At 72.2% G+C, this 23,813-nt stretch carries 14 protein-coding genes and 1 riboswitch; of the genes, 7 read left to right on the top strand and 7 right to left on the bottom strand.

The window, feature by feature from the left end:
* Positions 1 to 431 precede the first annotated feature (431 nt).
* Complete coding sequence (locus tag ACNPQM_RS03705) at positions 432 to 989, bottom strand: MarR family winged helix-turn-helix transcriptional regulator (protein WP_358858296.1); 558 nt, start codon at positions 987 to 989, stop codon at positions 432 to 434.
* Positions 990 to 1,122: 133 nt separating this feature from the next.
* Here ACNPQM_RS03705 and ACNPQM_RS03710 point away from each other — a divergent pair, with 133 nt between their 5' ends.
* A complete protein-coding gene (locus ACNPQM_RS03710; protein WP_418083010.1) occupies positions 1,123 to 2,466 on the top strand; it encodes an MFS transporter in 1,344 nt (447 codons plus the stop codon).
* Here ACNPQM_RS03710 and ACNPQM_RS03715 read toward each other — a convergent pair.
* Together ACNPQM_RS03715 and ACNPQM_RS03720 are read right to left on the bottom strand one after the other, a co-directional pair.
* Positions 2,460 to 4,169, bottom strand: coding sequence for an ATP-binding SpoIIE family protein phosphatase (locus tag ACNPQM_RS03715; RefSeq protein ID WP_358858295.1), 1,710 nt, complete (start codon positions 4,167 to 4,169; stop codon positions 2,460 to 2,462). The genes ACNPQM_RS03710 and ACNPQM_RS03715 overlap by 7 nt on opposite strands.
* Positions 4,170 to 4,407: 238 nt before the next feature.
* Positions 4,408 to 5,814, bottom strand: a complete 1,407-nt coding sequence (locus ACNPQM_RS03720) for an NAD(P)/FAD-dependent oxidoreductase (protein ID WP_358858294.1) — start codon at positions 5,812 to 5,814, stop codon at positions 4,408 to 4,410.
* 338 nt (positions 5,815 to 6,152) lie between these two features.
* On the opposite strand from ACNPQM_RS03720, the gene ACNPQM_RS03725 reads away from it, so the two are divergent.
* Complete coding sequence (locus ACNPQM_RS03725; RefSeq protein ID WP_418082842.1) at positions 6,153 to 7,010, top strand: TetR/AcrR family transcriptional regulator; 858 nt, start codon at positions 6,153 to 6,155, stop codon at positions 7,008 to 7,010.
* Positions 7,011 to 7,274: 264 nt separating this feature from the next.
* Positions 7,275 to 9,245 (top strand): sigma-70 family RNA polymerase sigma factor, encoded by a 1,971-nt coding sequence (locus tag ACNPQM_RS03730; RefSeq protein ID WP_418082843.1) that lies wholly within the window; start codon positions 7,275 to 7,277, stop codon positions 9,243 to 9,245.
* On the opposite strand, the gene ACNPQM_RS03735 is transcribed toward ACNPQM_RS03730, so the two are convergent.
* A complete protein-coding gene (locus tag ACNPQM_RS03735) occupies positions 9,232 to 12,621 on the bottom strand; it encodes a BTAD domain-containing putative transcriptional regulator (RefSeq protein ID WP_418082844.1) in 3,390 nt (1,129 codons plus the stop codon). The genes ACNPQM_RS03730 and ACNPQM_RS03735 overlap by 14 nt on opposite strands.
* A 73-nt stretch (positions 12,622 to 12,694) precedes the next feature.
* The gene (locus ACNPQM_RS03740; protein ID WP_418082845.1) at positions 12,695 to 14,806 is read right to left on the bottom strand and encodes an asparagine synthase-related protein; all 2,112 of its coding nucleotides are present in this window, start codon (positions 14,804 to 14,806) and stop codon (positions 12,695 to 12,697) included.
* A 1,054-nt stretch (positions 14,807 to 15,860) separates the two neighbouring features.
* Here ACNPQM_RS03740 and ACNPQM_RS03745 point away from each other — a divergent pair.
* The 4 genes from ACNPQM_RS03745 (at position 15,861) to ACNPQM_RS03760 (ending at position 21,283) form a co-directional block, all read left to right on the top strand.
* Positions 15,861 to 17,387: a sporulation protein gene (locus ACNPQM_RS03745; protein WP_418082846.1), complete on the top strand. Its 1,527-nt coding sequence runs from the start codon at positions 15,861 to 15,863 to the stop codon at positions 17,385 to 17,387.
* A gap of 158 nt (positions 17,388 to 17,545) precedes the next feature.
* On the top strand, positions 17,546 to 18,802 hold the full coding sequence (gene lhgO / locus ACNPQM_RS03750; RefSeq protein ID WP_358858288.1) for an L-2-hydroxyglutarate oxidase: 1,257 nt from the start codon (positions 17,546 to 17,548) through the stop codon (positions 18,800 to 18,802).
* Positions 18,795 to 19,604 carry a tRNA (guanosine(46)-N7)-methyltransferase TrmB gene (trmB, locus tag ACNPQM_RS03755; RefSeq protein WP_358858287.1) on the top strand — a complete coding sequence of 270 codons (810 nt, stop codon included), beginning with the start codon at positions 18,795 to 18,797 and terminating at the stop codon, positions 19,602 to 19,604. The genes lhgO and trmB overlap by 8 nt, the downstream gene beginning before the upstream one ends.
* A gap of 116 nt (positions 19,605 to 19,720) precedes the next feature.
* Positions 19,721 to 21,283, top strand: a complete 1,563-nt coding sequence (locus tag ACNPQM_RS03760; RefSeq protein WP_418082847.1) for a PrsW family intramembrane metalloprotease — start codon at positions 19,721 to 19,723, stop codon at positions 21,281 to 21,283.
* 4 nt (positions 21,284 to 21,287) lie between these two features.
* On the opposite strand, the gene ACNPQM_RS03765 is transcribed toward ACNPQM_RS03760, so the two are convergent.
* Together ACNPQM_RS03765 and ACNPQM_RS03770 are read right to left on the bottom strand one after the other, a co-directional pair.
* Positions 21,288 to 22,232, bottom strand: a complete 945-nt coding sequence (locus ACNPQM_RS03765; RefSeq protein ID WP_418082848.1) for an aldo/keto reductase — start codon at positions 22,230 to 22,232, stop codon at positions 21,288 to 21,290.
* 155 nt (positions 22,233 to 22,387) lie between these two features.
* On the bottom strand, positions 22,388 to 23,476 hold the full coding sequence (locus ACNPQM_RS03770) for a M23 family metallopeptidase (protein ID WP_358858284.1): 1,089 nt from the start codon (positions 23,474 to 23,476) through the stop codon (positions 22,388 to 22,390).
* An 11-nt stretch (positions 23,477 to 23,487) separates the two neighbouring features.
* Positions 23,488 to 23,640, bottom strand: a riboswitch (cyclic di-AMP (ydaO/yuaA leader).
* Between the last annotated feature and the right edge of the window lie 173 nt (positions 23,641 to 23,813).

The raw sequence follows: 23,813 nt of genomic DNA on the forward strand, positions 1-23,813 counted from the left end.
GCGTTTCCGACTCTATCAGACTCTTTCGTGTCCGATTCCCGGTCGAAGCGGGTTCCGCTTTCCAGTTCTTCGCTTTCGCGTTTCCCTTTCCGGCGAGTCCGACTCTATCAGATCCTTTCGGGCCTGATTCCCAGTCAGCGGGGTTTGTCTTCCCGGCTGTTGGGCTGTTCCGACGTCCAAACTCTAGCGGATTTTCCCGGCGGCTCATAATCGAGCCTTCGAAATGAATTCCGGCATGCCGAAATCGTCCCGAATGGGAGATCGTGCTGAGTTTGAGTTGCCGCATTCGCGGCGGGATCGGTTGCCGCAGAACCGTTCCGGCTCCGTGGCAACTCGAAGTACCTTACGGATCGGGTAGGGGCGTGTCAACTCCACCAGGTCAAGCCGTTTTCCGGCGTGCCCCCGCCCTGCGTGTCCCCGTCGGATGCTGGTCAGTCCAGGTCCGTGAGGCGGCCGCCGGCGTCCGGTTGGGTGTGCTCGACCCTGCGCAGGAGGCGGATCAGCATCTCGCCGAGGGCTCCGCGCTCCTCGCCCGAGAGGTCCTGGAGCAGGTCCCCCTCGAAGGCGGATGCCATGCGCATCGCCTCCAGCCACTTCGTACGCCCCTCATCGGTCAGTTCGACGATGACGCGTACGCGATTGCTCTCGTCCCTGTCCCGCGTGACCAGACCCTCGTTCGCCATGCGGTCGATGCGGTGGGTCATCGCCGCCGGGGTGAGACCGAGGCGCTTGGCCAGCTCCCCCGGGCCCAGCCGGTAGGGGGAGCCCGCCACGACGAGGGTCTTGAGGACCTCCCACTCGGCGTTGCTGATGCCGAGGTCGGCCAGCTGGCGTCCGTACCCGACGTTCATCCGGCGGTTCAGCCGGCCGAGGGCCGAGACGACCTGCTCGACCTGGGGGTCCAGGTCTCGGAACTCGCGCTGATAGGCGGCGATCTGTTCGTCGAGGCTCGGCTCCTGGAGGCCGGACGGCTCGGTGGTGTCAGACATGGCGGGCAGTATGGCACGCCTTCCATTGGCGTCGAAGTCCTTCAGTCTGTACTGTTGAGCTTCGAACTTTACTGTTGAAGTCTTTGGACGTGAGTCCTTCGTGAGCTTGAGGTAGGTGAGTGTGACCAGGGAAATGGGCGCGGCGCTGCGGCGGATCCAGCTCGGGAGCGCGCTGAGCGCGTTCGGTGTGGGGTTCACCGTTCCGTATCTGTACGTCTATGTGGCACAGGTGCGGGATCTGGGCGCCGGTACGGCGGGAGTCGTGCTGGCCGTCTTCGCCATGGCAGCGCTGGCAGTCCTGCCGTTCACCGGGCGGGCCATCGACCGGCGCGGTCCGATGCCGGTACTGATCGTCGCCGCCGTGGTGGCGTCCGTGGGCGCGGCGGCCCTCGGACTTTCGTCGAACGTGTCGACCGCCGTGCTGTCGGCCGCCGTCCTCGGTGCAGGCACGGCCGTCATGGCACCGGCGCTCGCCACGATGCTCGTCCAGTGCTCCGGCGCCGCCACCCGTACGCGCGCCTTCGCGATGCAGTTCTTCCTGCAGAACCTGGGGCTCGGCATCGGTGGTCTGGTCGGCGGGCAGATCGTCGACACGAGCCGGCCGGAGACCTTCACGCTGCTGTTCCTGATCGAGGCGGCGATGTTCATCGTGCTCGGCATCGTCGCGGTGACGGTGCGGATGCCTCGTTCCCCCTCCTTCACGGACGCCAGGCCCACCAGTGGGTCCGCCGCGAAGGGCGGGTTGCGGATGCTGCTCTCGCACCGGGCGATGGTGCAGCTGTGTGTGCTGGGCTTCGTGCTGTTCTTCGCCTGCTACGGACAGTTCGAGTCCGGTCTTGCGGCATACGGCACCGAGGCTGCCGGGATCGAGCCGTCGACGCTGGGCATCGCGCTGGCCGCCAACACCGCGGTCATCGTCGCGGCGCAATTCGTCGTGCTGCGGCTGGTGGAGCGCCGCAAGCGCAGCCGGGTCATCGCCGCGGTCGGGCTGATCTGGGCGTTCGCCTGGATCGTGGCGGGGTACGCGGGGCTCGGGCATGGCAGCCAGACCATGGCGACGGCCGCGATGATCTCCACGTACGCCCTGTTCGGACTCGGTGAGTCGATGCTGTCGCCGACGGTCGCGCCGCTGGTCGCCGATCTGGCGCCGGAGTCGATGGTCGGTCAGTACAACTCGGCCTTCGCCCTGGTCAAGCAGCTCGCGCTGGCGGTCGGTCCGGCCGTGGGCGGGCCGATGGGGGCCTCGCTGCACGGGCCGTACATCGTGACGTTCGTACTGTTCTCGCTGGGCATCACGGTGCTCGCACTGCGGCTGGGGCGCCGGCTCACCCCCGTGCAGGACCAGCCTTCGCTCGCGGTGGTGCCGTCGCGGGTGGTGGCCGCGTCGGTGCCGGACACCGAAGCGACGGCCGAGCCGGCGACCGCCCCCGTCGCGGCCCCTGCGGTTTCAGCCGCGGCTTCTGCTGCCGCTCACTGAGGCAGCGCGAACTCGCACCAGACCGCTTTGCCGCCGCCGGGTGTGCGGCGGCTGCCCCAGGACGAGGCGATCGTCGCGACGATCGAGATGCCGCGGCCCGCTTCGTCCACCGGCTCGGCGCGGCGGCGGCGCGGCAAGTGGTCGTCGCCGTCGGTCACCTCGATGATCAGACGGCGGTCGGTGCGGCGCAGGCCCAGGCGCATCGGCGGGGTGCCGTGCTGGAGGGAGTTCGCCACCAGTTCGCTGGCGGCGAGGACGCCCAGGTCGCACAGTTCCACCGGGAACCGCCACGACGTCAGGACGCCGGTGGCGAAGGCGCGGGCGCGCGGGGCCGCTTCGATGCCGCCGAGGAGATCGAGCGAGGCGTTGTGGAACAGCTCCGCGTTCGCCCCGGTGCGGGCGGGGTGCTGGACCACCAGCACCGCCACGTCGTCGTCGTGTTCGGCGGTGACCCCGAGGGTGCGGATGAGACGGTCGCAGACCACCTGCGGTGATCCCTTGGCGCCGGAGAGCGCGCGCTCCAGGGCCGCGACCCCCTCGTCGATGTCCTCGCTGCGGCGTTCCACGAGACCGTCCGTGTAGAGGACGGCGGTGGAGCCGGGCGGCAGCGCGATCGTGCCCGACGTGTGGATCCAGCCCCCGGTGCCGAGCGGCGGTCCGGTCGGGTCCTCGGCGCGGCGCACCGAACCGTCCTCGTCGCGTACGAGGATCGGGAGATGGCCGGCGGAGGCGTAGACGAGCCGGCCCTCGTTCGGATCGTGGACCGCATAGGCACAGGTGGCGATCTGGCTGGCGTCGATCTCGGCGGCGAGACCGTCGAGCAGCTGCAGCACCTCGTGCGGCGGGAGGTCGAGGCGGGCGTAGGCGCGGACGGCGGTGCGGAGCTGGCCCATCACCGCGGCGGCACGCACCCCGCGGCCCATCACGTCCCCGATGACGAGCGCGGTGCGGCCCGCGCCGAGGGTGATGACGTCGTACCAGTCGCCGCCGACCGCCGCGTCCGTGCCGCCCGGCTGGTACGTGGCGGCGATCCGCAGGTCGTCGGGGTGCTCCAGATCCTGCGGGAGCAGGGAGTGCTGAAGGGTGACGGCTGTCTCGCGGTGGCGGCGTTCGCTGGTGCGGAGGCGCTCGGCCGCTTCGGCGTGGTCGGTGACGTCGGCCGCGTAGACGAGAACACCGGCCTCGCTCCCCTTGCCGTCACCGCTGCCGTCCTTCGTGCCGTGGCCGGCGGGCGTGGCGACCGGGGTGCAGGTCACGGTGTACGAGCTGCCGTTGCGCACCTTGCGGGACTTGACCGTACGGGGCGTGCCGCTGCGCAGGACCTGGTCCATGAGGGGCAGCAGGCTGAGCTCGTCGAGCTCCGGCATCGCGTCGGCCGCCGGGGCGCCGGTGGGGCGGGGACCGAAGGCTGTGGTGTAAGCGTCGTTGACGAACGCGATGCGGTGGTCGGGGCCGTACACCAGGGCGACCGGGGCAGGCAGCCGGCCGAGGAGCTCGCGGGCGGGGAGATCCTCCAGCGCGGGTCCGGGGACCGGTTCGGAGCCCTCTCCGAAGGCCTTGGGGGTGTTTCCGTCCGGCGCGGCGGACCCTGGCACGGCCCCGGCGTACTCGCCGCGGGCCGCGGGCACCGCACTGCGGTCGACCCGGGCGGCGGCGCGACGCTGCGCCCCTGGTAGGCAAACGCTCCAACGCGTGAAGTTCACGGAAATTCTGGCCTCGTGTGTCGGTCTGGTCCGCTCGGGCGGGCCGCTTCCTCTGCCGGTTCTGCTACCGGCTCGCTTCCGCCGGGGTCGGGGGCACCGGGGGCCTGAACCCCGGTGAGGTGAGGCGCAGCCGGGCCTCGTCGTACTGGTCACTGCTGGTCACGGTCGGCCGGGTCACTCTGTACAGGTGTGGACCAACCTATGGTCACACGTCCAGTGTGACGGACCGTACTGACAGTCAGCCACCTTGCTTGGGCGGACCGTCGTTCCCGGTGCGTCTGCCCCCGGCGGCGAGTTCGAATTCGGCGCGCGGGTGTTCCAGCGAGCCGAGGGAGACAATCTCGCGTTTGAAGAGTCCGGCGAGGGTCCATTCAGCAAGGACGCGGGACTTCCGGTTGAAGGTCGGGACCCTGCTCAGGTGGTACACACGGTGCATCAGCCAGGCCGGACGGCCCTTGAGTTTGCGTCCATAGACATGGGCGACGCCCTTGTGGAGGCCGAGCGAGGCGACGGAGCCCGCGTAGCTGTGCCGGTACTCCTTGAGCGGTTCGCCGCCGATCGCCGCGAGGATGTTCTCGGCGAGGACTTTGGCCTGGCGCACCGCGTGCTGGGCGTTGGGCGCGGTCTCCTTGCCCGCTTCACCGGCCGTCAGATCGGGAACGGCCGCGGCGTCCCCGGCGGCCCAGGCGTGTTCGGCACCCTCGACGGCGAGCTGCGCGGTGCAGCGCAGCCTGCCGCGTTCGGTCAGGGGCAGATCGGTGGCGGCGAGGATCGGGGCGGGCTTGACGCCTGCGGTCCACACGAGCGTGCGGGCCGGGAAGCGGGAGCCGTCGCTGAGGACGGCGACCCGGTCCTCGCAGGAGTCCAGCCGGGTGCCGAGGCGTACGTCGATATTGCGGCCGCGCAGCTCCCGTACGGCATACGTGCCCATCGCGTCGCCGACCTCCGGCAGGATCCGGTCGGACGCCTCGACGAGGATCCATTTCAGGTCCTCCGGCTTGATGTTGTGGTAATACCGCGAGGTGTAGCGGGCCATGTCCTCGAGTTCGGCGAGCGCCTCCACGCCCGCGTAGCCGCCGCCGACGAAGACGAAGGTGAGGGCGGCGTCGCGGACGGCCGGGTCGCGCGTGGCGGAGGCGATGTCCATCTGCTCGATGACGTGGTTGCGCAGGCCGATGGCCTCCTCGATGGTCTTGAAGCCGATGCCGTGGTCGGCGAGGCCGGGGATCGGGAGGGTGCGCGAGACGGAGCCGGGTGCGATGACAATCTCGTCGTACGGGATCTCCAGGGCTCCGGTGCCGTCCTCGCCGGTGGCGAGCGTGGTGACGGTCGCGGTGCGCTTGGCATGGTCGATGCGCTGCGCCTCGCCGATGACGATCGTGCACTGCGCCAGCACGCGGCGGAGCGGTACGACGACATGGCGCGGCGAGATCGAACCTGCGGCCGCCTCGGGCAGGAACGGCTGATACGTCATGTAGGGCTCGGGCGTGACGACGACGATCTCGGCCTCGCCGGACTTGAGTTTCTGCTTCAGCTTCCGCTGGAGACGCAGCGCTGTGTACATCCCGACGTAGCCGCCGCCGATGACGAGGATGCGCACACCCGGCGGCGGGCCGGGGGGTGTCCCCCGGGAATCTGAAGCCATCACCTCCCCATGACGCAACGTGCTCAGGCATTTGTCCACAGCCCCGGCAAACTGTGTGACCGTAGGTTCTGGATGGGCTGCTGGGGACAGCTACCGGGGCAATACGGAAGCTGCGCAGGTCAGACGTTGCAGTGGGGGTGGCGAAGAGGGGCGGAATCAGGAATCAACCGGTCCTTGCTCCGATCGGGGGGCCTACCGTGCGGAACTGCCCTCTTCTGAATTGACCCGGGCTCAACTATGTTCGTATGTCGTCGGGGTGTCGGGCTGGGACAATGATTCACTCCCCGACCGACACGGCGGGAAGTCTCCGGGGGGAGACGTCATAACCGGGGGAAGTTATGCACATTCAGGATTCGCATTGGCAGACTGCTGCTGCCTCGTCCGACGGAACCGGACATATCAGCACAGTCGGTACGGTGAGCACGGTGGGAGCGACGGCCGGCTCCAGCTCCACCGCGGGCCGCTCGGCGCCGCTGCGCGTGGACGCGCAGCGGAATCTGGAGCATGTACTGCGGGCCGCACGCGAGGTGTTCGGCGAGCTGGGATACGGGGCTCCGATGGAGGACGTGGCACGCCGCGCCCGGGTCGGGGTCGGCACGGTGTACCGGCGCTTTCCGAGCAAGGACGTGCTGGTGCGCCGGATAGCCGAGGAGGAGACCTCCCGGCTGACCGACCAGGCGCGGACTGCGCTGGGGCAGGAGGACGAGCCGTGGTCGGCGCTCTCGCGCTTCCTGCGGACCTCCGTGGCCTCGGGCGCGGGGCGGCTGCTGCCGCCGCAGGTGCTGCGGGTCGAGGTCGATGCCGACGACGCGACAGTGGCCGGGGACACCGGAGTTGTGCAGGACGTGGGCACGGCCTCGGCTGCGGGCTCCGGCGATGTCCTCGGTGAGGCGCGGGTTCCTCAGCAACGGCAGGGGGCAGGGCAGGCCGACCTCCGGGTCGTCGTCCGGCAACCGGCCGGTGACGACGGGCTCTCGGACGAGGGCGCGGGCACGGCCGAGCTGCTGGAGGTCGTGGGCCGGCTGGTCGACCGAGCGCGGGTGGCGGGTGAGCTGCGGCGTGATGTGACAGTGGCGGACGTGCTGCTGGTCATCGCGACGGCGGCGCCCGTCCTGCCGGATGCGGCTCAGCAGGCTGCCGCTTCGGCCCGACTGCTGGACATCCTGCTGGAGGGGCTGCGCTCACGCCCTGCGTGACCGGGACCGCATGACGGGTGCTCGGGCGTGCGTGAGCCCTGCGGACGGGCGCCGTCGGGCTTGTGCACGGGGGCATCGGGTCCGTGACGGTGGCGTGAGACGCCGCGCGCTGATCCACCAGGGATTACGGGACAGCCCTTAGTACCCACATTCGGGAAAACGCCCCGGACGAGTGGTTGCCGGGATTGAACGCTCGCCGTGAATGCGCCGTGTGGCACTCTGGCCCGGTGTTCGGGTCCGAAAGCGCATACGGGGGCTTCCGCGATGAGCGGTGACGGGCAGCAGGAAGAACCGCCCGACGGCGTCTCGGTCGTGGGTGAGGGCGCTGAGGCCGGTGAGCCGGCCTCCCGGCGGGTCCCGAACCAGGCCGGCCCCGGGCGGTCGGGCGGTGACACCGAGGGCGGAACCGTGCTGCCCGGACCTTGGCCGTCCGCGCCGGCAGGCCGTGATGCCGACGTCGGCGCCGATTCCGCGGTCGGGGCCGAGGCCGCCGTACCGATGCAGCGGGACGGCGGAAGCAGTGCCGGATCCGCCGGACTCCCGCTCTCCGACGCCCAGTTGATCCAGCACATGCGGTCCGGGGACGATCTCGCGTACGGGGAGTTGTTCCGGCGGCACTCGGGCAGTGTGCGGCGCTACGCCCGGAGCTGCTGCCGGGACGCCCACACCGCCGACGACCTGACGGCCGAGGTCTTCGCCCGCACTCTGCAGGCGGTACGGGGCGGCAAGGGACCCGAGGAGGCCGTGCGGGCGTACCTCATGACGGCCGTACGGCATGTCGCCGCCGCCTGGGCGAAGACAGCGAAGCGGGAGCAACTGGTCGATGACTTCGTGGTGTTCGCCGTGCAGGCGTCCCACTCCTCCGGGGTGCCGGACGCGGACACGCTGGACCTGGGCGCGGACGTCATGGCGATGCACGAGGCCGAACAGTCGATGGCCATGCGGGCGTTCCGCAGCCTGCCGGAGCGCTGGCAGGCGGTGCTTTGGCACACCACCGTCGAGGAGGAGTCGCCGAGCGAGATCGCCCCACTGTTCGGGCTGACCGCCAACGCCACGGCGGCGCTGGCCGGCCGGGCCCGTGAGGGGCTCAAGCAGGCGTATCTGCAGGCGCATGTGAGCCAGTCGCTCACCTCGGGCGGCGACTGTGCGCGCTATGCCGACCGGCTCGGCGCCTACGCCCGGGGCGGCCTGCGGATGCGGGCCGAACGCGGGCTCCGCAAGCATCTGGACGAGTGCGCGAAGTGCCGGGTCGCCGCGGGCGAGCTGGCACATGTCAACGCCGGAATTCCGGCGCTCCTCCCGGTCGCGGTCGTCGGCTGGTTCGCCGCCGGGTACGCGCTCAAGGCCGCCGGGATCGTGGCGGGCGGTGCGGCGGGTGCGGGTGCCGCCGCGGCGACGGGCGGGAGTTCGTCCGGTGGCACCATGGCCTCGGAGGGGCTGGGCGCTCCGGTCAAGGCCGGTATCGCGGCGGCGGTGGCCGTCGCTGCCGCAGCCGGTCTGGTCTGGGCGCTGGTCGGTGACGAGCAGCCGAAGCCGGAAACCGAGCCGGTGGCCAAACCGCCGGTGGTGGCGCCCGCGGTGCCGTCGCCGCCGCCCCCGAGGCCGGTGCCGGAGCCCGAACCTCCGAGCGCGCCCGCACCGCCCGCACCGCCCGCGCCCACGCCGGCTCCGCCGCCGAAGGCGAAACCGGCACCCACACCCACGCCCGCACCCACGCCCACACTCAGACCGCCGGTCCCTGCGCCGCCGAAGCCCACGCCGACACCGACGCCCGCATCTTCGCCACCCGCGCCGCCGACCGTCGTCTACCAGGTCAGCCAGTTGCGCTACTCCTTCCTCGGCGACCACACGGAGCCGGAGGTGTCGATGGGTGAGAGCAGCTGGGTCTGGCGGCGCTCAGGCCTGTCGATCGGCGGTACGCGATACGCGCACGGGGTGACCGTGCGCGGCCGTTCGTCGGTCACCATCGAGCTGAACCGGGCATGCACCCGCTACGAGGCGATGGTCGGGATCGACGATCTGACGGCGGGGCTCGGCTCGGTGCGCTTCTCCGTGTTCACCGGTGCCGGGGTGCAGCTGTGGCAGTCCCCGTTGATGAACGGCACCGATCCGGCCGTACCCATGGGAATCAGCATCACGGGGCAGCAGCGGATCCGGCTCGTCGTGGAACCGGCGGCCCCGTTCGGCGGGGTGGCTCCGGCCGACTGGGCGGAGTCCCGGATCACCTGCCGCTGATGGGCGGACCAGGGCTGTTCCCGTCGGAACCGATGCGGCGATCCGGGCCGCTCCCCTCGGCGCCGGGGAGCTCCGCGGTGATGCGGGTCAGGAGTTCGAGGACGTCGTCGACAGTCAGCGGGGTGCCCGCGGCGCGCTCGGACTCGTACAGCTGCCGGCCCAGTTCCTCGCGCGCCTGGCGCCCGAGCTCCTCCGCTTCCGCCCGTTCCCTCCCGGTCAGGGAGCCGGGGAGCCGCCACGTCCCGGCGGCGGCCAGGACGCGTACGCCGGCGGCAGTGAAGCCGACAGCCGGGAGCAGGAGCGCCGCGCTCTGCGCCAGGAAGCCGGTGACGGCCTCGGCGCACTGGGCGTCCCACGCCATGCGAAGGGCGCCGGTCAGTCCGCGTACGCCGGCGGCCGGGCCTCCGCCTCTGGACTCCGGCTCGCGTGCGGCGATCCGGGCGGACAGTCCGTCGATCATCGCCAGGAAGTGCACGGGCGGGCTGCCGCGGCCGGCCGTGCGCTGCGCCTCGGTGATCTGCCGGCGAGCCTCCGGGATCTCGCCGCGGTCCAGGGCGATGACGCTGCGCAGGCACTGGACGTAGGCACGGGCGTCGTGCGCCTGGTAGCGCTCCGCCTCCACCGCGGACTCGTCCAGGCCGCGTTCGGCGGCTGCCGTGTCACCGGTCCGGTAGGCGAGATCGGCGAGGCGGGCCAGCAGGAACGGTGCCTCGGCGTGGGCCCCGACCTCGCGGGCGAGCAGCAGCGCCTCCTCGTAGGCCGCGCGCGCCTCCTCGTACCGTCCGCGCATCATGCCCGCCTCCCCGGCGGCGCCGGCGGACTGGGCGCGCATCCAGCGGTCGCCGTTGCTGCGGGCCAGCCCGCGTAGTTCGGCGAGGTCGTCGTCGACTCCGGGCATACCGCCGGGCATGTCGACGATCATGTGGGTGCGGAACATCAGCGTGACGCCGTACTCCCAGGCACCCCCATACAGCCGGGTGTTGACGAGCGCCGCATCGAACATGTCCCGGGTGTCGCCCGGTTCACGGCTCAGATACGAGGTCATGGGCCAGAGCAGCCCGGGGAAGCGGGCGGAATGCGGGCCCGGCGTGCTGAACGCGTCCCGCACCGTGCGGACAAGCTCCTGGATGCGGTCGTCGTCACGGACATCGTCGGACGTCCGGCTCTCCACGGCGAGGAAGAACTGCAGCATGCGCAGCTCCATCCGGGGCCAGTAGCGGGGATCGGCGGAATCGGTGGGGTCGTTGCCGAGTGAGAGGGTCCGTTCGGTCCAGGCGAGTCCCTCGCTGCGGAGATTGCGCAGCCACCAGAACCAGCCCATGCCGAGCACGAGACGTGTCGCGTCCGCTTCAAAGACGTGGGAGACGGTGGTGCGGGTGAGGGCGGCGCGGATGTTGTCGAGGTCCGTCTCCAGGCACTGGATCCAGGGGAGCTGTTCGCCGGAGCGCAGCCGGGGTTCGGCCTCCTCGACGAGCGCGGTGACGTATGCGGTGTGCGCGCTCTCGGCGGCAGCCAGGGTCTCAGGGGTCTCGGCGGCGCGCTCGGTGGCGTACTCGTGGATGGTCTCCAGGAGGCGGTAGCGCATCTCGCCGATGGGGGTCGGGGCGGCGACGACGAGGGACTTGTCGACGAGGGCGCCGATGAGGTCGGCGGCGGTGGCCCCGGGGCTCGCGGTGAGGACGGCTTCGGCCGCGGTCAGGTCCCAGCCGCCCGCGAAGACGGAGACCTGGCGCAGAGCGGTTCGTTCTGCGTCGTCGAGGAGGTCCCAGGACCAGTCGACGACTGCGCGGAGGGTCTGCTGGCGGGGCAGCACGGTGCGGCTGCCGCCCGTCAGCAGGCGGAAACGGTCGTCGAGGCGGTCCGCGATCTGGCGCGGGCCGAGCATCCGGAGCCGGGCCGCGGCGAGTTCGATGGCCAGCGGCAGTCCGTCGAGGCGGCGGCAGATCTCGGCGACGGCGTCCCGTTGCCTGTCGGGTTCGGGGTCGAAGTCGGGGCGTACGGCGCGGGCACGCTCGGCGAAAAGGCGGTGGGCGCGGTCCGCCGGGAGCGGGCCGACGGGACGAACCGATTCGCCGGGGACGCCCAGGGGTTCGCGGCTGGTGGCGAGGATGCGCAGGCGCGGGCAGCGGGTGAGCAGGGTCTCGGCGAGGGCGGCGGCCGCGTCGATGACGTGCTCGCAGTTGTCGAGGATGAGCAGGAACGGGCGGGAGCCGGGGCGGGTCCGGTGCGCGAGGTGCTCGACGAGGAGCTCGGTCGGGTCGGAGTGCAGGGGCTGGCTGTCGCGGCCGCTGTCCAGGAGGAGGTTCGTCTCGCGGAGGCCGAGGGCGGTGAGTACGGCTCCGGGGACGGCGGCGGGGTCCTCGACGGGGGCGAGCTCGGCGATCCAGGCGTCGGTGTCGGGGACGGTGGTGCGATCAGTGTGGGCGGACTCCTCCGCCAGGCGGGTCTTGCCCGAACCACCGGGGCCGGTGAGGGTCACCAGCCGGGAGCCGGCCAGATCGGCCCGGATGGCCCGGAGTTCGGGTTCACGGCCGACGAACGAGGTGAGGCGGGGGCGGAGGTTGCCGCGAAGGGGCGCGGGCCGCGGGGGCTGGGGGTGGTCGGTGGTGGGGGCGCGCCCGGCACCCGGAACCGCAGCCGTCGTCGGCCCAGTTGCTGCGAGCAGCTCCTGGTGGAGTGCCCGCAGCTCGCTCCCCGGGTCCGTGCCCAAGCCGTCCGCCAGCGCCCGGCGCGCCTCCTCGTACGCGGTCAGCGCGTCCGCCTGACGGCCCTCCGCGCGCAGGGCCCGGATCAGCTGCGCACGGAAGCGTTCGTCGTACGGATGGGCGGTGGTGAGCTCCGTGAGTTCCGGCACCAGGGCGACGGGGGTGAGGGCTCCCCCGCGCCGCAGGTCGGCCTCGATGCGGCGTTCGAGGGTGGTCAGGCGGTGGGCCTCCGGGCGTCTGCCGTGGGCGCGTTCCGGCAGGTCGGCCAGGGCGGGTCCGCGCCAGAGGGCGAGTGCCGTACGGAGTGTCGCGGCGGCCGACTCTGGGTCCCCGGAGTCCAGTTCGGCCGCTCCCCGCTGGGACAGCTGCTCGAACACATGCAGGTCGATGTCGTCGGGGTCGGCTGCCAGGCGGTAGCCGCCGGGAGTGCTGGTGACGGCGCCCCGGTCCAGTGCGCGGCGCAGCCGGCCGACCAGCGCCTGGAGTGCGGCGGAGGCGTCGGACGGAGGATCGCCCGCCCATACGTCGTCGACCAGATCGGCGACCGGTACAGGGCGGCCCTTGCGCAGGGCGAGCGCGGCAAGGAGGGCGCGCAGCCGCGTGCCCCCGACGGGCAGCGTGTCGCCGTGCTCGTCTCGCGCCTCGGTGACGCCCAGGATCAGGTACCGCACCCGGTCATTGTGGCCTGCGGCACCGGGCGCGTGCGCCGGGATTCCGGCGGCCGGGAACGGCGTCGGGCGGCGGTCAGCGTTGCAGGGTGCGGCGGGCCGGAACCACTCCGCCCGCCACCGCGCGCCGGCGGGGCGCCGCCGTGCCCGTCCAGCAGGTGCCGCGGCGGGAGACGAGCCGGCGGAGCCAGAGCTCCGTGGCGGCCAGGTCGGCGAGGCCGTCCAGGGGCAGCGGTTCGCCCTCGGAGGCCGCGCGCAGGGCCTTTCGCACGACCCGGGCCTCGATCAGGCCCGCGTCGGCGAGCAGCGGTGCGTCGAAGAGTGCGATCAGGTCGGGGAGCGCGGTGCGCAGACCGGTGCGGCTGACCGCGGTCGAGGTCGCCTGGGAGGGGGTGCCCCAGCCCGGCGGCAGTTCGTGGATGCCCGCGCCCGCGAGAACGCGGCGCAGGACGGCGGCGCGGGCGCCCGGCTGGACGCGGAGCGATTCGGGCAGGGCGCGGGCGGCGCGTACCACCTGATTGTCGAGGAACGGGGCGTGCAGCCGCTGGCTGCGGATCTCGGCGGCCTGTTCCAGGATCCGGTGGTCGGCGGCGTGCCGGGCGAGCGCGGCGCGGGCCCGGGCCTCGCCGGGACGCTGGACCGAAGTGGGGCGGATCGCCGCCTCCTGGAGGCGCACCGACACTTCCGCGAGCGCCTCCCCGGTCAGCCAGCGGGCGGCGGGCCCCGGCCGCGACCAGGTGAGCGCGGCGAGCGAGGCGTCGGCGGGAGTGTCGAGGTCGGGCGTGCGGCGGTTGGCGTCCGGGAGCCGGTCGGCTGCCGCTTCGAGACCCGTACGGTAGGACGTACGGGCCAGGCGGCGGGCCGCGCGGTAGACAGTCAGCGGTACGAACAGCGAATGCGCGGACGGTCCTTCGGCTCTGGCGAGGGCGGCGACCGGGCGCAGCAGGTGCCGTCGGCGGCGGTCCATCAGGAGGTCGGCGAGGCGGGCCGGGTGGGCGTCGAGGACCTGTCGGGCGCCGTCGCCGACGAAGTGGTCGGCGCTGCCCGCGACGAGGCGTCTGCGGTGGCGTTCGGCGACGACGAGGGACGGGGACGGTTCGTCGGTGAGCGGGCCGCTGCCCAGGTCGGCGTAGGGCAGCGCCTCCTCGCCCGCGGCGACGACCACGTGATGCAGCCGCGGGTTGGCGGCGATGACCGCGGCGCGTTCGAGTTCGTCCTCGTGGTCGCGGGTGGTGAGGTCGTTGAAGGTGACGGCGAGCAGCCGCTCGCCCGCGCCCGTGCCGTGGCCGAGGAGGGTGCCGGGCAGTCCGGGCAGGCCCGCGGCGAGCAGGGCGAGGGTGGCGGAGGCGCTGCCTCCGGAGAGGTCGGCGCCGATGCCGGGGACGGGCGCGCCGCGGGCGGCGCGGCGTTCGGCGGGCCCCATGCCGGGGACCGGTCCGGGGTCGGGCGGCAGGGTCTCGGGCGCGTGGCGGGGGGCCATGAGCCTGGCGCGTACCGCTTCGAGCAGCGCGTCGCGCACCCCGTCCACTGCGCTCACCGGGTCGAGCTCGGGGGCGGCGACGGCGAGGGAGGCGACCGGCTCGTACCCGGTGATCTCGCGGGAGCCCTCGCGGAGGATGAGCGCGTGCCCCGGCGGGATGCGCTTCACACCCACGTACGGAGTGCCGTCTCGCAGCGCCTCCGGCGTCTCGGGGCAGGCGAGCAGTGCGGCCAGGTGGCCGATGTCCAGCTGCGCCTCGATGAGGTCGGCGAGCGGGAGCGCGGCGGTCGCGTAGGCCGTACCGTCCGCCCAGGGCGTGTAGAAGACCGGGCGGGCTCCGGCGAGATCCCCGACGACGGTGATCCTCCGGCCGATCCGGACGACGGCCGTATAGCTGCCCGGCCAGGCGGTGAGATGGCGCAGGGCGCCACCGCGGGCGGCGAGGAGGCCGCGCCGGAGCTGCTCGTCGGTGGCGCTGCAGCAGCCGAGGACCGCGAGGCGGGCGGTGGGTGCGCCTTCGGCGGTCTCGATCGAGGTGAGCCTGATCTCGTCGGGGCGCCAGTCGCCGACCGCCCAGAGCGGATCGGGATCGCCCCAGAGGAGTTGGGAGCCCACAGGGTGCACCGTGCGTCCCTCGCCGGCTGCGCCGACCGCGCCGACCGTGCCGAAGCTCGCGGCGATACTGCTCCACCCCACCAACCAACGCATCGCCGCCTCCACAGGCTGTGGACAAAACGGCGCACCTGGTTCGTACCGGGAGAACTGCGAGAACACGCAGCGCCGTTGCGGAACATGCTGCCACGACAACGGCGCGCAGGAGTGGCTACGGAGGGCGCACGTCGCAAGCGCATGCGCCCCTGGCAAAAGCCGGAGGGCGGTCCGGGGGCACCCGATCCCCGCGCACGACGGAGCACCACAACGGACTTACAGCTTCCGCTTGTTGCCCTCCTTGCCGCCCCGGGTCATACCAACTGAAATCCGGCCACCCCTGAACTGCCCGCCGACCGCGGGCCGGCAGCCCGGCGGTGTCCGCGAATCGCCCGGCCCAACCACCGCGGACCGACGCCATTCGGCCATTCTCGAAGAGCACGGCACGCGCCGGAACCGATTCCCTGTGGGCAGGTTCTCCAGTTTTGACCCGCTTTGCCACGAGGTCGCCCGACCGACTCCGCGACGACGCCCTGCCGCTCCCCGTACCGGCCCCCTCGCGCCGGCCGGTCCGCTCCGGCGGCCCGCCGAACGCACAGTCCGGGAGACGTGGTTCGCCTCCCGGACCGGTCCGCCGCCTGCGGGGAATGAGGCGGCAGTGTCCCCCAGCCCACTGAGTCCAGTGCAGTGGGCCGACCCACGCAGCACCCATGCAAGCGCTCCCCCCGCCGGCCGGACCAGAGCGCACGGCCGGGCGCACGGCCACACGGCAGGAGCACGTAGGGAGCTCGCCGAGCGGGGTCCGGGGCGGCGTCCGGGCGGGGTCCGACCGGGCGACCGGATCGCCGCGGCGGGACCGCCCCCGTACGCCGATCGTCAGCCCACCGTCCGTACGGACAACAATCCCGCCATACGGACGTCTGCCCCTTAACGGTAGGGATGCGACGAACTACGCTGGGTTTACTGAGGTTCTCGGCAGGAGGCATATTCCTCGGGACTCGGCCACATGCGTGTGCGGCCGGAGTGCCGGGGCCCGTCCCTGGGGAGAACACGGTACGAATGCCGCGCGCCTCCTCGGTGACGCGGCTGCCGTCTGTGTGTCGAGGGGTGGCGCATGTCCAGGGAGCAACGCGGGCCGAACGAGAAGCTCGGAACCGTTCTCGCCCTCGCGGGAATCAGCAACGCCGGGCTCGCCCGGCGGGTCAACGACCTCGGGGCGCAGCGCGGGCTGACACTTCGCTACGACAAGACCTCGGTGGCGAGATGGGTCTCGAAGGGCATGGTGCCGCAGGGTTCCGCGCCCCATCTCATCGCCGCGGCGATCGGCGCCAAGCTCGGCCGGCCGGTCCCGCTGCACGAGATCGGGCTCGCGGACGCGGATCCGGCGCCCGAGGTGGGTCTGGCCTTCCCGCGCGACGTGGGCGAGGCGGTGCGTTCGGCGACCGAGCTCTACCGGCTGGATCTGGCCGGGCGTCGGGCTGGCAGCGGCGGGATCTGGCAGTCGCTGGCGGGCTCGTTCTCGGTGAGCGCGTACGCGACGCCCGCCTCACGCTGGCTGATAACCCCCGCCGATCCGTCGGTGGCACGCGACCCGTCGGCGGCCGAGGCGGCGATCCTCGGCACGCAGGGCGCGCACGGTGCACAGCCGTCGCCGGGTGCGCCGGGCGGCGCGCCCGGCATTCCCGTACAGCCGGGACCGGACTCCGTGAACGACATCTCACCGCTGCGCGTCGGCCACAGCGATGTGACCAAACTCCGCGAGGCGGCCCAGGACGCGCGCCGCTGGGACTCCAAGTACGGCGGCGGCGACTGGCGCTCCTCCATGGTCCCGGAGTGCTTACGGGTGGACGCGGCGCCGCTTCTCCTCGGCTCGTACAGCGACGAGGTGGGCCGGGCGCTCTTCGGCGCCGCCTCCGAGCTGACCAGACTCGCCGGGTGGATGGCGTTCGACACCGGGCAGCAGGAGGCCGCCCAGCGCTACTACATCCAGGCGCTGCGGCTCGCGCGGGCGGCGGCCGACGTGCCGCTCGGCGGCTATGTCCTCGCGTCGATGTCACTTCAGGCGACCTACCGCGGCTTCGCCGACGAGGGGGTCGACCTCGCGCAGGCGGCCGTCGAACGCAACCGCGGGCTCGCCACCGCCCGCACCATGAGTTTCTTCCGGCTGGTGGAGGCGCGGGCCCATGCGAAGGCGGGCGACGCCGCGGCTGCGGGGGCCGCGCTGAAGGCCGCCGAGAGCTGGCTGGAGCGTTCCCGGGACGGCGACGCGGACCCGTCATGGCTGGGCTTCTACTCGTACGACAGGTTCGCCGCCGACGCCGCGGAGTGCTACCGCGATCTGAAGGCCCCGCGACAGGTGCGGCGCTTCACCGAGCAGGCGCTGTCCCGGCCGACCGAGGAGTTCGTGCGCTCGCACGGGCTGCGGCTGGTGGTCTCGGCCGTCGCCGAGCTGGAGTCCGGCAACCTGGACGCGGCCTGCGCGGCGGGCACCCGGGCGGTCGAGGTGGCCGGCCGCATCTCGTCGGCGCGGACCACGGAGTACGTACGGGACCTGCTGCACCGTCTCGAACCGTACGGGGACGAGCCACGCGTCGCCGAGCTGCGCGAGCGGGCACGGCCGCTGCTGGTGGCGCCGGTCTAAGGGCTGCAGGCGGCGCCCGCACCTCCCGGATGCCCGCGCGGAGTCCTCTGGGCGACGCGCAGGCGACCAAAGGTGGAATTCCGCGCGCCACGCTGGCCTCCGCTGGTTTGAGTGCAATGTCAGTGGGTCAGTGCACTATCGGGGTGGGAGGTGGCGCGATGATGACTCACGCGGCGTACGACTGCGATGTGCTGGTGATCGGCGGCGGGATCGTCGGCCTGTCGACGGCGTATGCCCTCACGCGGACCGCTCCGGGCACGCGGGTGACCGTGCTGGAGAAGGAGTGGGGCCCGGCGCGCCACCAGACGGGGCGCAACAGCGGGGTGATCCACAGTGGCATCTACTACCGCCCCGGTTCGCTCAAGGCCCGCTATGCGGTGCGCGGCGCCGCCGAAATGGTCGACTTCTGCGCGGAGCACGGCATTCCGCACGCGGTGACCGGCAAGCTGATCGTCGCGACCGGGCGGTCCGAGCTGCCCCGGCTGCACGCCCTGGTGCAGCGCGGCCGGCAGCACGGGCTGCCGGTGCGGGAGCTGGGGCCCGCCGGGATCGCGGAGTACGAGCCGCAGGTGCGCGGGATCGCGGCGATCCGGGTCGGGACGACCGGTGTGTGCGACTTCAAGGCGGTTGCCGAGCGGTTCGCGGCCGAGGTGCGCGGCGCGGGCGGGCTGATCAGGTTCGGGGCGGAGGTCACGGCGATCGACCGCCGCCCGTGGGGGGTGGCGGTGCGGACGGCGGACGGCCGCGTCGTGCGGGCCCGGGTCCTGGTCAACTGCGCGGGGCTGCACTGCGACCGGGTGGCCCGGCTCGCGGGCGACGAGCCGGGGATGCGGATCGTGCCCTTCCGCGGGGAGTACTACGAGCTGGCCAGGCCCGAGCTGGTGCGCGGGCTGGTCTATCCGGTGCCGGATCCGGCCTTCCCGTTCCTCGGGGTGCACCTGACCCGGGGCCATGACGGCGGCGTCCACGTCGGGCCGAACGCGGTGCCGGCGCTGGCCCGCGAGGGATACGGCTGGCCGGTCGTACGCCCGCGTGAGCTCGCGGACACGCTGGCCTGGCCGGGCTCCTGGCAGATCGCGCGCAGACACTGGCGGTACGGGGCGGGCGAGGTGCACCGTTCGCTGTCGAGGAGCGCCTTCACCGCGGCCGTCCGGCGGCTGCTGCCCGAGGTCACGGAGGACGACCTGCGCCCCGCCCCGTCCGGTGTCAGGGCCCAGGCGGTATTGCGCGACGGCACGCTGGTGGACGACTTCCTGATCCGCGAGGCCCCGCACACGGTGCACGTGCTGAACGCCCCGTCGCCCGCCGCGACGGCCTCGCTGCCCATCGGGCGGGAGGTGGCACGCAGGGCGCTGCTCCGGGCACAGGGAACGGGGTGGAAGCCGCCCGCCGTAGAATCGGGGCACTGTGTCTGAGTCCTTGAACCCCGCCCCCGAGTCCGACGAGGCCCACGATCTGCGCGCCGCAGCCTTCGAGCGGCAGCGCAGGCTGCGTCAGGAACCGCGCTTCCCCGGCGGACCCGCCGCCGACCCGGCCGGGTCGCACCACGAGCGCCGGATCCGCAGCTTCCAGCCGCGCCGCAGCCGTGTCACGCCCGGCCAGGAGGATGCACTGCAGCGGCTCTGGCCGAAGTGGGGCCTGGACATCGACGGGCAGTCGGTCCTCGACCTGCCCGAGCTGTTCGACGGGCTTCCGGTCGTGCTGGAGATCGGCTTCGGGATGGGCGAGGCCACCGCGCAGATGGCGGCCGACGACCCCGGCACCGGCATACTCGCCGTCGATGTGCACACCCCCGGCCAGGGCAACCTGCTCGGTCTCGCGGACCGCAACGGACTGTCCAACATCCGGGTGGCCAACGGTGACGCGATCATCCTGCTGCGCGAGATGCTGCCGCCGGCCGCACTCGACGGGCTGCGGGTGTACTTCCCCGACCCGTGGCCCAAGAAGCGCCACCACAAGCGGCGGCTGATCCAGCCGGAGTTCCTCGACCTGGCGGCGCAGCGGCTGAAGCCGGGCGCCGTGCTCCACTGCGCGACCGACTGGGAGCCGTACGCCGAGCAGATGCTCGAGGTGCTCACCGCGCACCCCCTGTTCGAGAACACGGCGGCGGACGGCGGCTACGCACCGCGGCCCGCGTTCCGTCCGCTGACCCGGTTCGAGGGGCAGGGCCTGGACAAGGGCCATGTCGTGCACGACCTGCTCTTCGCCCGCAGCTGACCTTTCCACCGCGACTGGCTCCTCACCTCTGGCGGAGCTGCAGATTCCCTCAGGGGCGGTACGCGCACCGCACTGCCCCATGGTCAGCTGTCGGTCCCCCTCGTTAGGGTCATGGGGTGTCCGACGGGTCTGTCCAGCAGCAACAGTCGCAGCCGGCCGTCCCGCTCCTCGAGGAGCAGCGGGTCGGCGAGATCCTGGCAGCCGTGCCGGAACGGGGCCAGTGGCGCTACCGTCCGCGCCGCGTCGGCATGGTCTGGCGGAGCAAGACCTTCCGTATCGCCGCTGTCTTCACCGTGCTCGCGTTGTGCGGGCTGGTGATCCTGGCCCTGGTCCGCGCCCAGACCGGCACCGAAGGGTTCCTGGTCGGGCTGGGTCTCGCCGTGCTGCCCGTCCCGCTCCTGATGACGGCGTTCCGCTGGCTGGACCGGGTCGAACCCGAACCCTGGCGGAATCTGCTGTTCGCCTTCGCCTGGGGTGCATGCGCCGCCGCCCTGGTCGCGATCATCGCCAATTCGTTCGCGACCCGCTGGATCGCGACGGCCACCGCGGACCCCGCGAGCGCGGACACTCTCGGGGCCACGGTCATCGCGCCGGTCGTAGAGGAGAGCGCGAAGGCGGCGGCCGTCCTGCTGATCTTCCTGTTCCGGCGACGGAACTTCGGCGGTGTCGTCGCCGGCGTCGTCGTCGCCGGCTTCACCGCGACGGGCTTCGCCTTCACCGAGAACATCCTCTACCTGGGCAACGCGTTCGGCGAGGACCAGCAGATCGGCAACTCGGGCCTGGCGTCGGTGACGGCCGCGACCTTCTTCGTACGAGGGGTGATGACGCCGTTCGCGCATCCCCTCTTCACCGTGCTGACCGGCCTGGGTTTCGGCTTCGCGGCGCTCAGCGCACCCCGCCACCGCATCCGCCGCATCGCGCTGCCGCTGCTCGGACTGATCCTCGCCATGGGCATGCACGCCCTGTGGAACGGTTCGGGGACGTTCGGCCCGTACGGCTTCTATGTCGTGTACGGGGTGTTCATGGTCCCGGTCTTCGGACTGGTCACCTGGCTGGCGATCTGGTCGCGCCAGCGGGAGCTGCGCACCCTGGCGACCGAACTGCCCGCGTACGCGGCCGCCGGCTGGCTGACCCCGGCCGAGCCGCTCGCGCTCTCCTCGATGCGGGCCCGCGGCCTGGCCCGGGACCTGGCGCGCCAGCGGCACGCGCAATCGGGGTACGGAGCCCTGGGTCACGGGTACGCCCCTGCCTACGGCCCCGCCCACGGCACTCACAGCCGGATCGCGGCTCAGGTACGGAGCCACGCCAAGGCGCAGGCCAAGGCGCGCGGCAAGGCGGCGGCGCGGGCGGTCGCCGAGTACGAGTCGTTCGCCACGTCCCTGGCGTTCCTGCGCCGCCGGGCAGGCCGCGGGGCGGCGGAACCGGACTTCACCGCACGTGAACTGGAACTGCTGCACCACCTCTGGCAGCGCCGGGAGGTGGCCGCCCCCGCCCTGGCGTACGCGGCACAGGCGACGGGCCGCCTGCGCCCGCGGTACCCGGCCCCGGCGCCGATTCCGCAGCAGTACCCGCCGTACGGCGGCCACAACCCGTACCTGTCACCCCCTGGGCCGTCGTATCACCAGCCGCCCCACGGACAGCACCGCTACGGGAACCGGCCGCCCCAGCATCCCTGGTGACGGGTCAGGCGGACGCCTCGGTGAGTTCCGCCAGCTCCTGCTCGGTCAGCCGGAGGCCGGCCACGGCCACCAGCGCGGGCAGCTGCTCGACCGTGCGGGCCGAGGCGATCGGGGCGGCTACGGTCGGACGGGCGGCCAGCCAGGCCAGGGCGACGGTCGCGATCTCGGCGTCGCGCTCCTGGGCCACCTTGTCGAGCGCGGCCAGGACCTTCCGGCCCCGCTCCGACTCCAGGTAACCGCCGGCCTTCTCGGCCCGGGCGCTCTCCACCGACGTGCCCGGACGGTACTTGCCGGTGAGGAAACCGGAGGCCAGGGCGAAATACGGGACGGCGGCGAGACCGGCGCGGGCGGCGGTGTCCTGGAGCTCACCCTCGTAGGTGTCACGGGAGACGAGGTTGTAGTGCGGCTGCAGGACGACGTAACGGGCCAGCCCCTCGCGCTCGGAGAAGTCCAGGGACGCCTGGAGCCGCTCCGGGCTGATGTTGGAGGCGGCGATGGCGCGCACCTTGCCGTCCTTCACCAACCGGTCGAGGGCGGTGATGATCTCCTCGACCGGGACTGTCTCGTCGTCGAAGTGCGTGTAGTAGAGATCGATGTGGTCGGTGCCGAGCCGGCGCAGCGACTGCTCGGCCGCGGCCTTGATGGTGGTCGCGGAGAGCCCCTTGTACGCGGGGTGGGCGCCGACCTTCGTGGCGACGACGATGTCGGACCGGTTGGATCGCGCGGCGAGCCACTTGCCGATGACGGTCTCCGACTCGCCGCCCTCGTTGCCCGGGACCCAGGCGGAGTACGCGTCGGCGGTGTCGATGAAATTGCCGCCCGCCGCGGCATACGCGTCGAGGACGGCGAACGACTGCGCCTCGTCGGCGGTCCAGCCGAAGACGTTGCCGCCGAGGGCGAGCGGGAAGACCTGAAGGTCGGAAGAGCCGAGTCTGCGGAGAGTGGTCATAAGAGGATCAACGGATTCCAGCCGTGCCGCTATTCCATGCATGGTGCACGCGAAAGCCGTGGCCAAACAGACCGGCAGCCCTGACGTCGGGGGGTGAGCGTCAGGACTGCCGGGGATCGGTGGCGGGCCGGTGGGACCGGCCCGCGTTCATCGGGTCAGGGGGTGAGGCCCTTGTCGCGCAGCCAGGTCATCGGGTCGATGTCCGTGCCGCTCGGGGTGTGGACCTCCAGGTGGAGGTGGGGACCCGTCACATTTCCGGTGGCGCCGACGCGGCCGATGGTCTCACCGGTGGTGACCTTCTGGCCGACGCTGACGTCGATCGACGACTGGTGACAGAACCACAGCTCCGTACCGTCCTCGAGCTCCAGGACCGTGCGGTAGCCGTAGGAGCCGGACCAGCCCGCCGACTTGATGGTGCCGGTGTGGATGGCCTTGATCGGGGTGCCGGTCGGCGCCGCGAAGTCGAGACCGGTGTGGTAGCCGGAGGACCACATCGAACCGGCTTGGCCGAAGGTCGAAGTGATCGTGTACGAGGAAGTGGGGATGGCGTAACTGGCGGCCAGCTTGGCGAGCCGCTCGGCCTCGGCCTTCGCCTTCGCCTCTGCCTCCGCCTTCTTCTTCGCGGCCTCGGCCTTGGCCGCGGCAACGTCCTGCTTCTGCTTCGCCTCGGCCGCCGCCATCTCCGCGGCGGCCTTCTCCTTGGCAGCCTTGGCCTCCGCGTCGGCGGCGCTCTGCTGCTGCTCGGCCTGCTGGAGGATGCGGGCGCGGAGCGCTTCGCCGGCGTCGGTGGCACCCTGGTCGGCCTCGGCGGTGGTGATGCCCGCGCTGGTCAGCGGTGCGGCGTCGGTCTGGGCCTGGTCGGCGGCGGAGTCCTCGGAGAACAGTGCGCCCACGCCGGGGAGGGAGTTGGCGTCGGGGAGCTTTTCCGCGAGGGAATCGGGAAGGGAGATGGAGACCGGCGGCTTGCTCTGCGCGGTGGCCATGCCGCCCGCGCCGACGGCCGCGATGACGCCGACGCCGAGAACCGTGGAGCTACGGGCGAGCCCGGTGCGCTGCTTGGCGACGCGGTGCCTGCCGCGTACGGGGCGGATGGACTCCTCGGTGGGGTTCCATTCCTCCCAGGTCCGGTCGGTCTCTCCGAGGCCTTCGGTCCCGAACTCGGTGTCCGTCCCGGGCGCGTACTCAGTGGTGAAGTCGGAGCCGAACCGGGAAGGGGCTTCGGGGGCAGGCTTGTTGGACGCCACGGGGGCGCACTCCTTTCCTTCCTTCTCGCCTACCGGGTTAGCTGACGGGTTCGGAGCAGGAAGGTCTCCTACGGATTCCTCTGCCTCTCACGAGACAGAGATGCCCGATTCACCCCATGAAGGTGGTTCCCCGGTTCCCTTGCGGAATTCGGCGCTCGCGCGCGGTGCCGCCACTGACGACGGCTGGGACGACCGCGCTGCGTTATCGAACGTTAATAGACACCCAGGCCTGATTCCAAGCTGTTCCCATTGATCGTTCACGGTTTTGGCCCGGACTTTACTGGACACAACCGGTCGGAATCGGGCGAGTTGACCCGGACTCAGCCACTACTGTTTT

The sequence above is a fragment of the Streptomyces sp. NPDC056231 genome (assembly GCF_048270745.1).
In the GTDB taxonomy this organism is placed as follows: Bacteria; Actinomycetota; Actinomycetes; order Streptomycetales; family Streptomycetaceae; genus Streptomyces.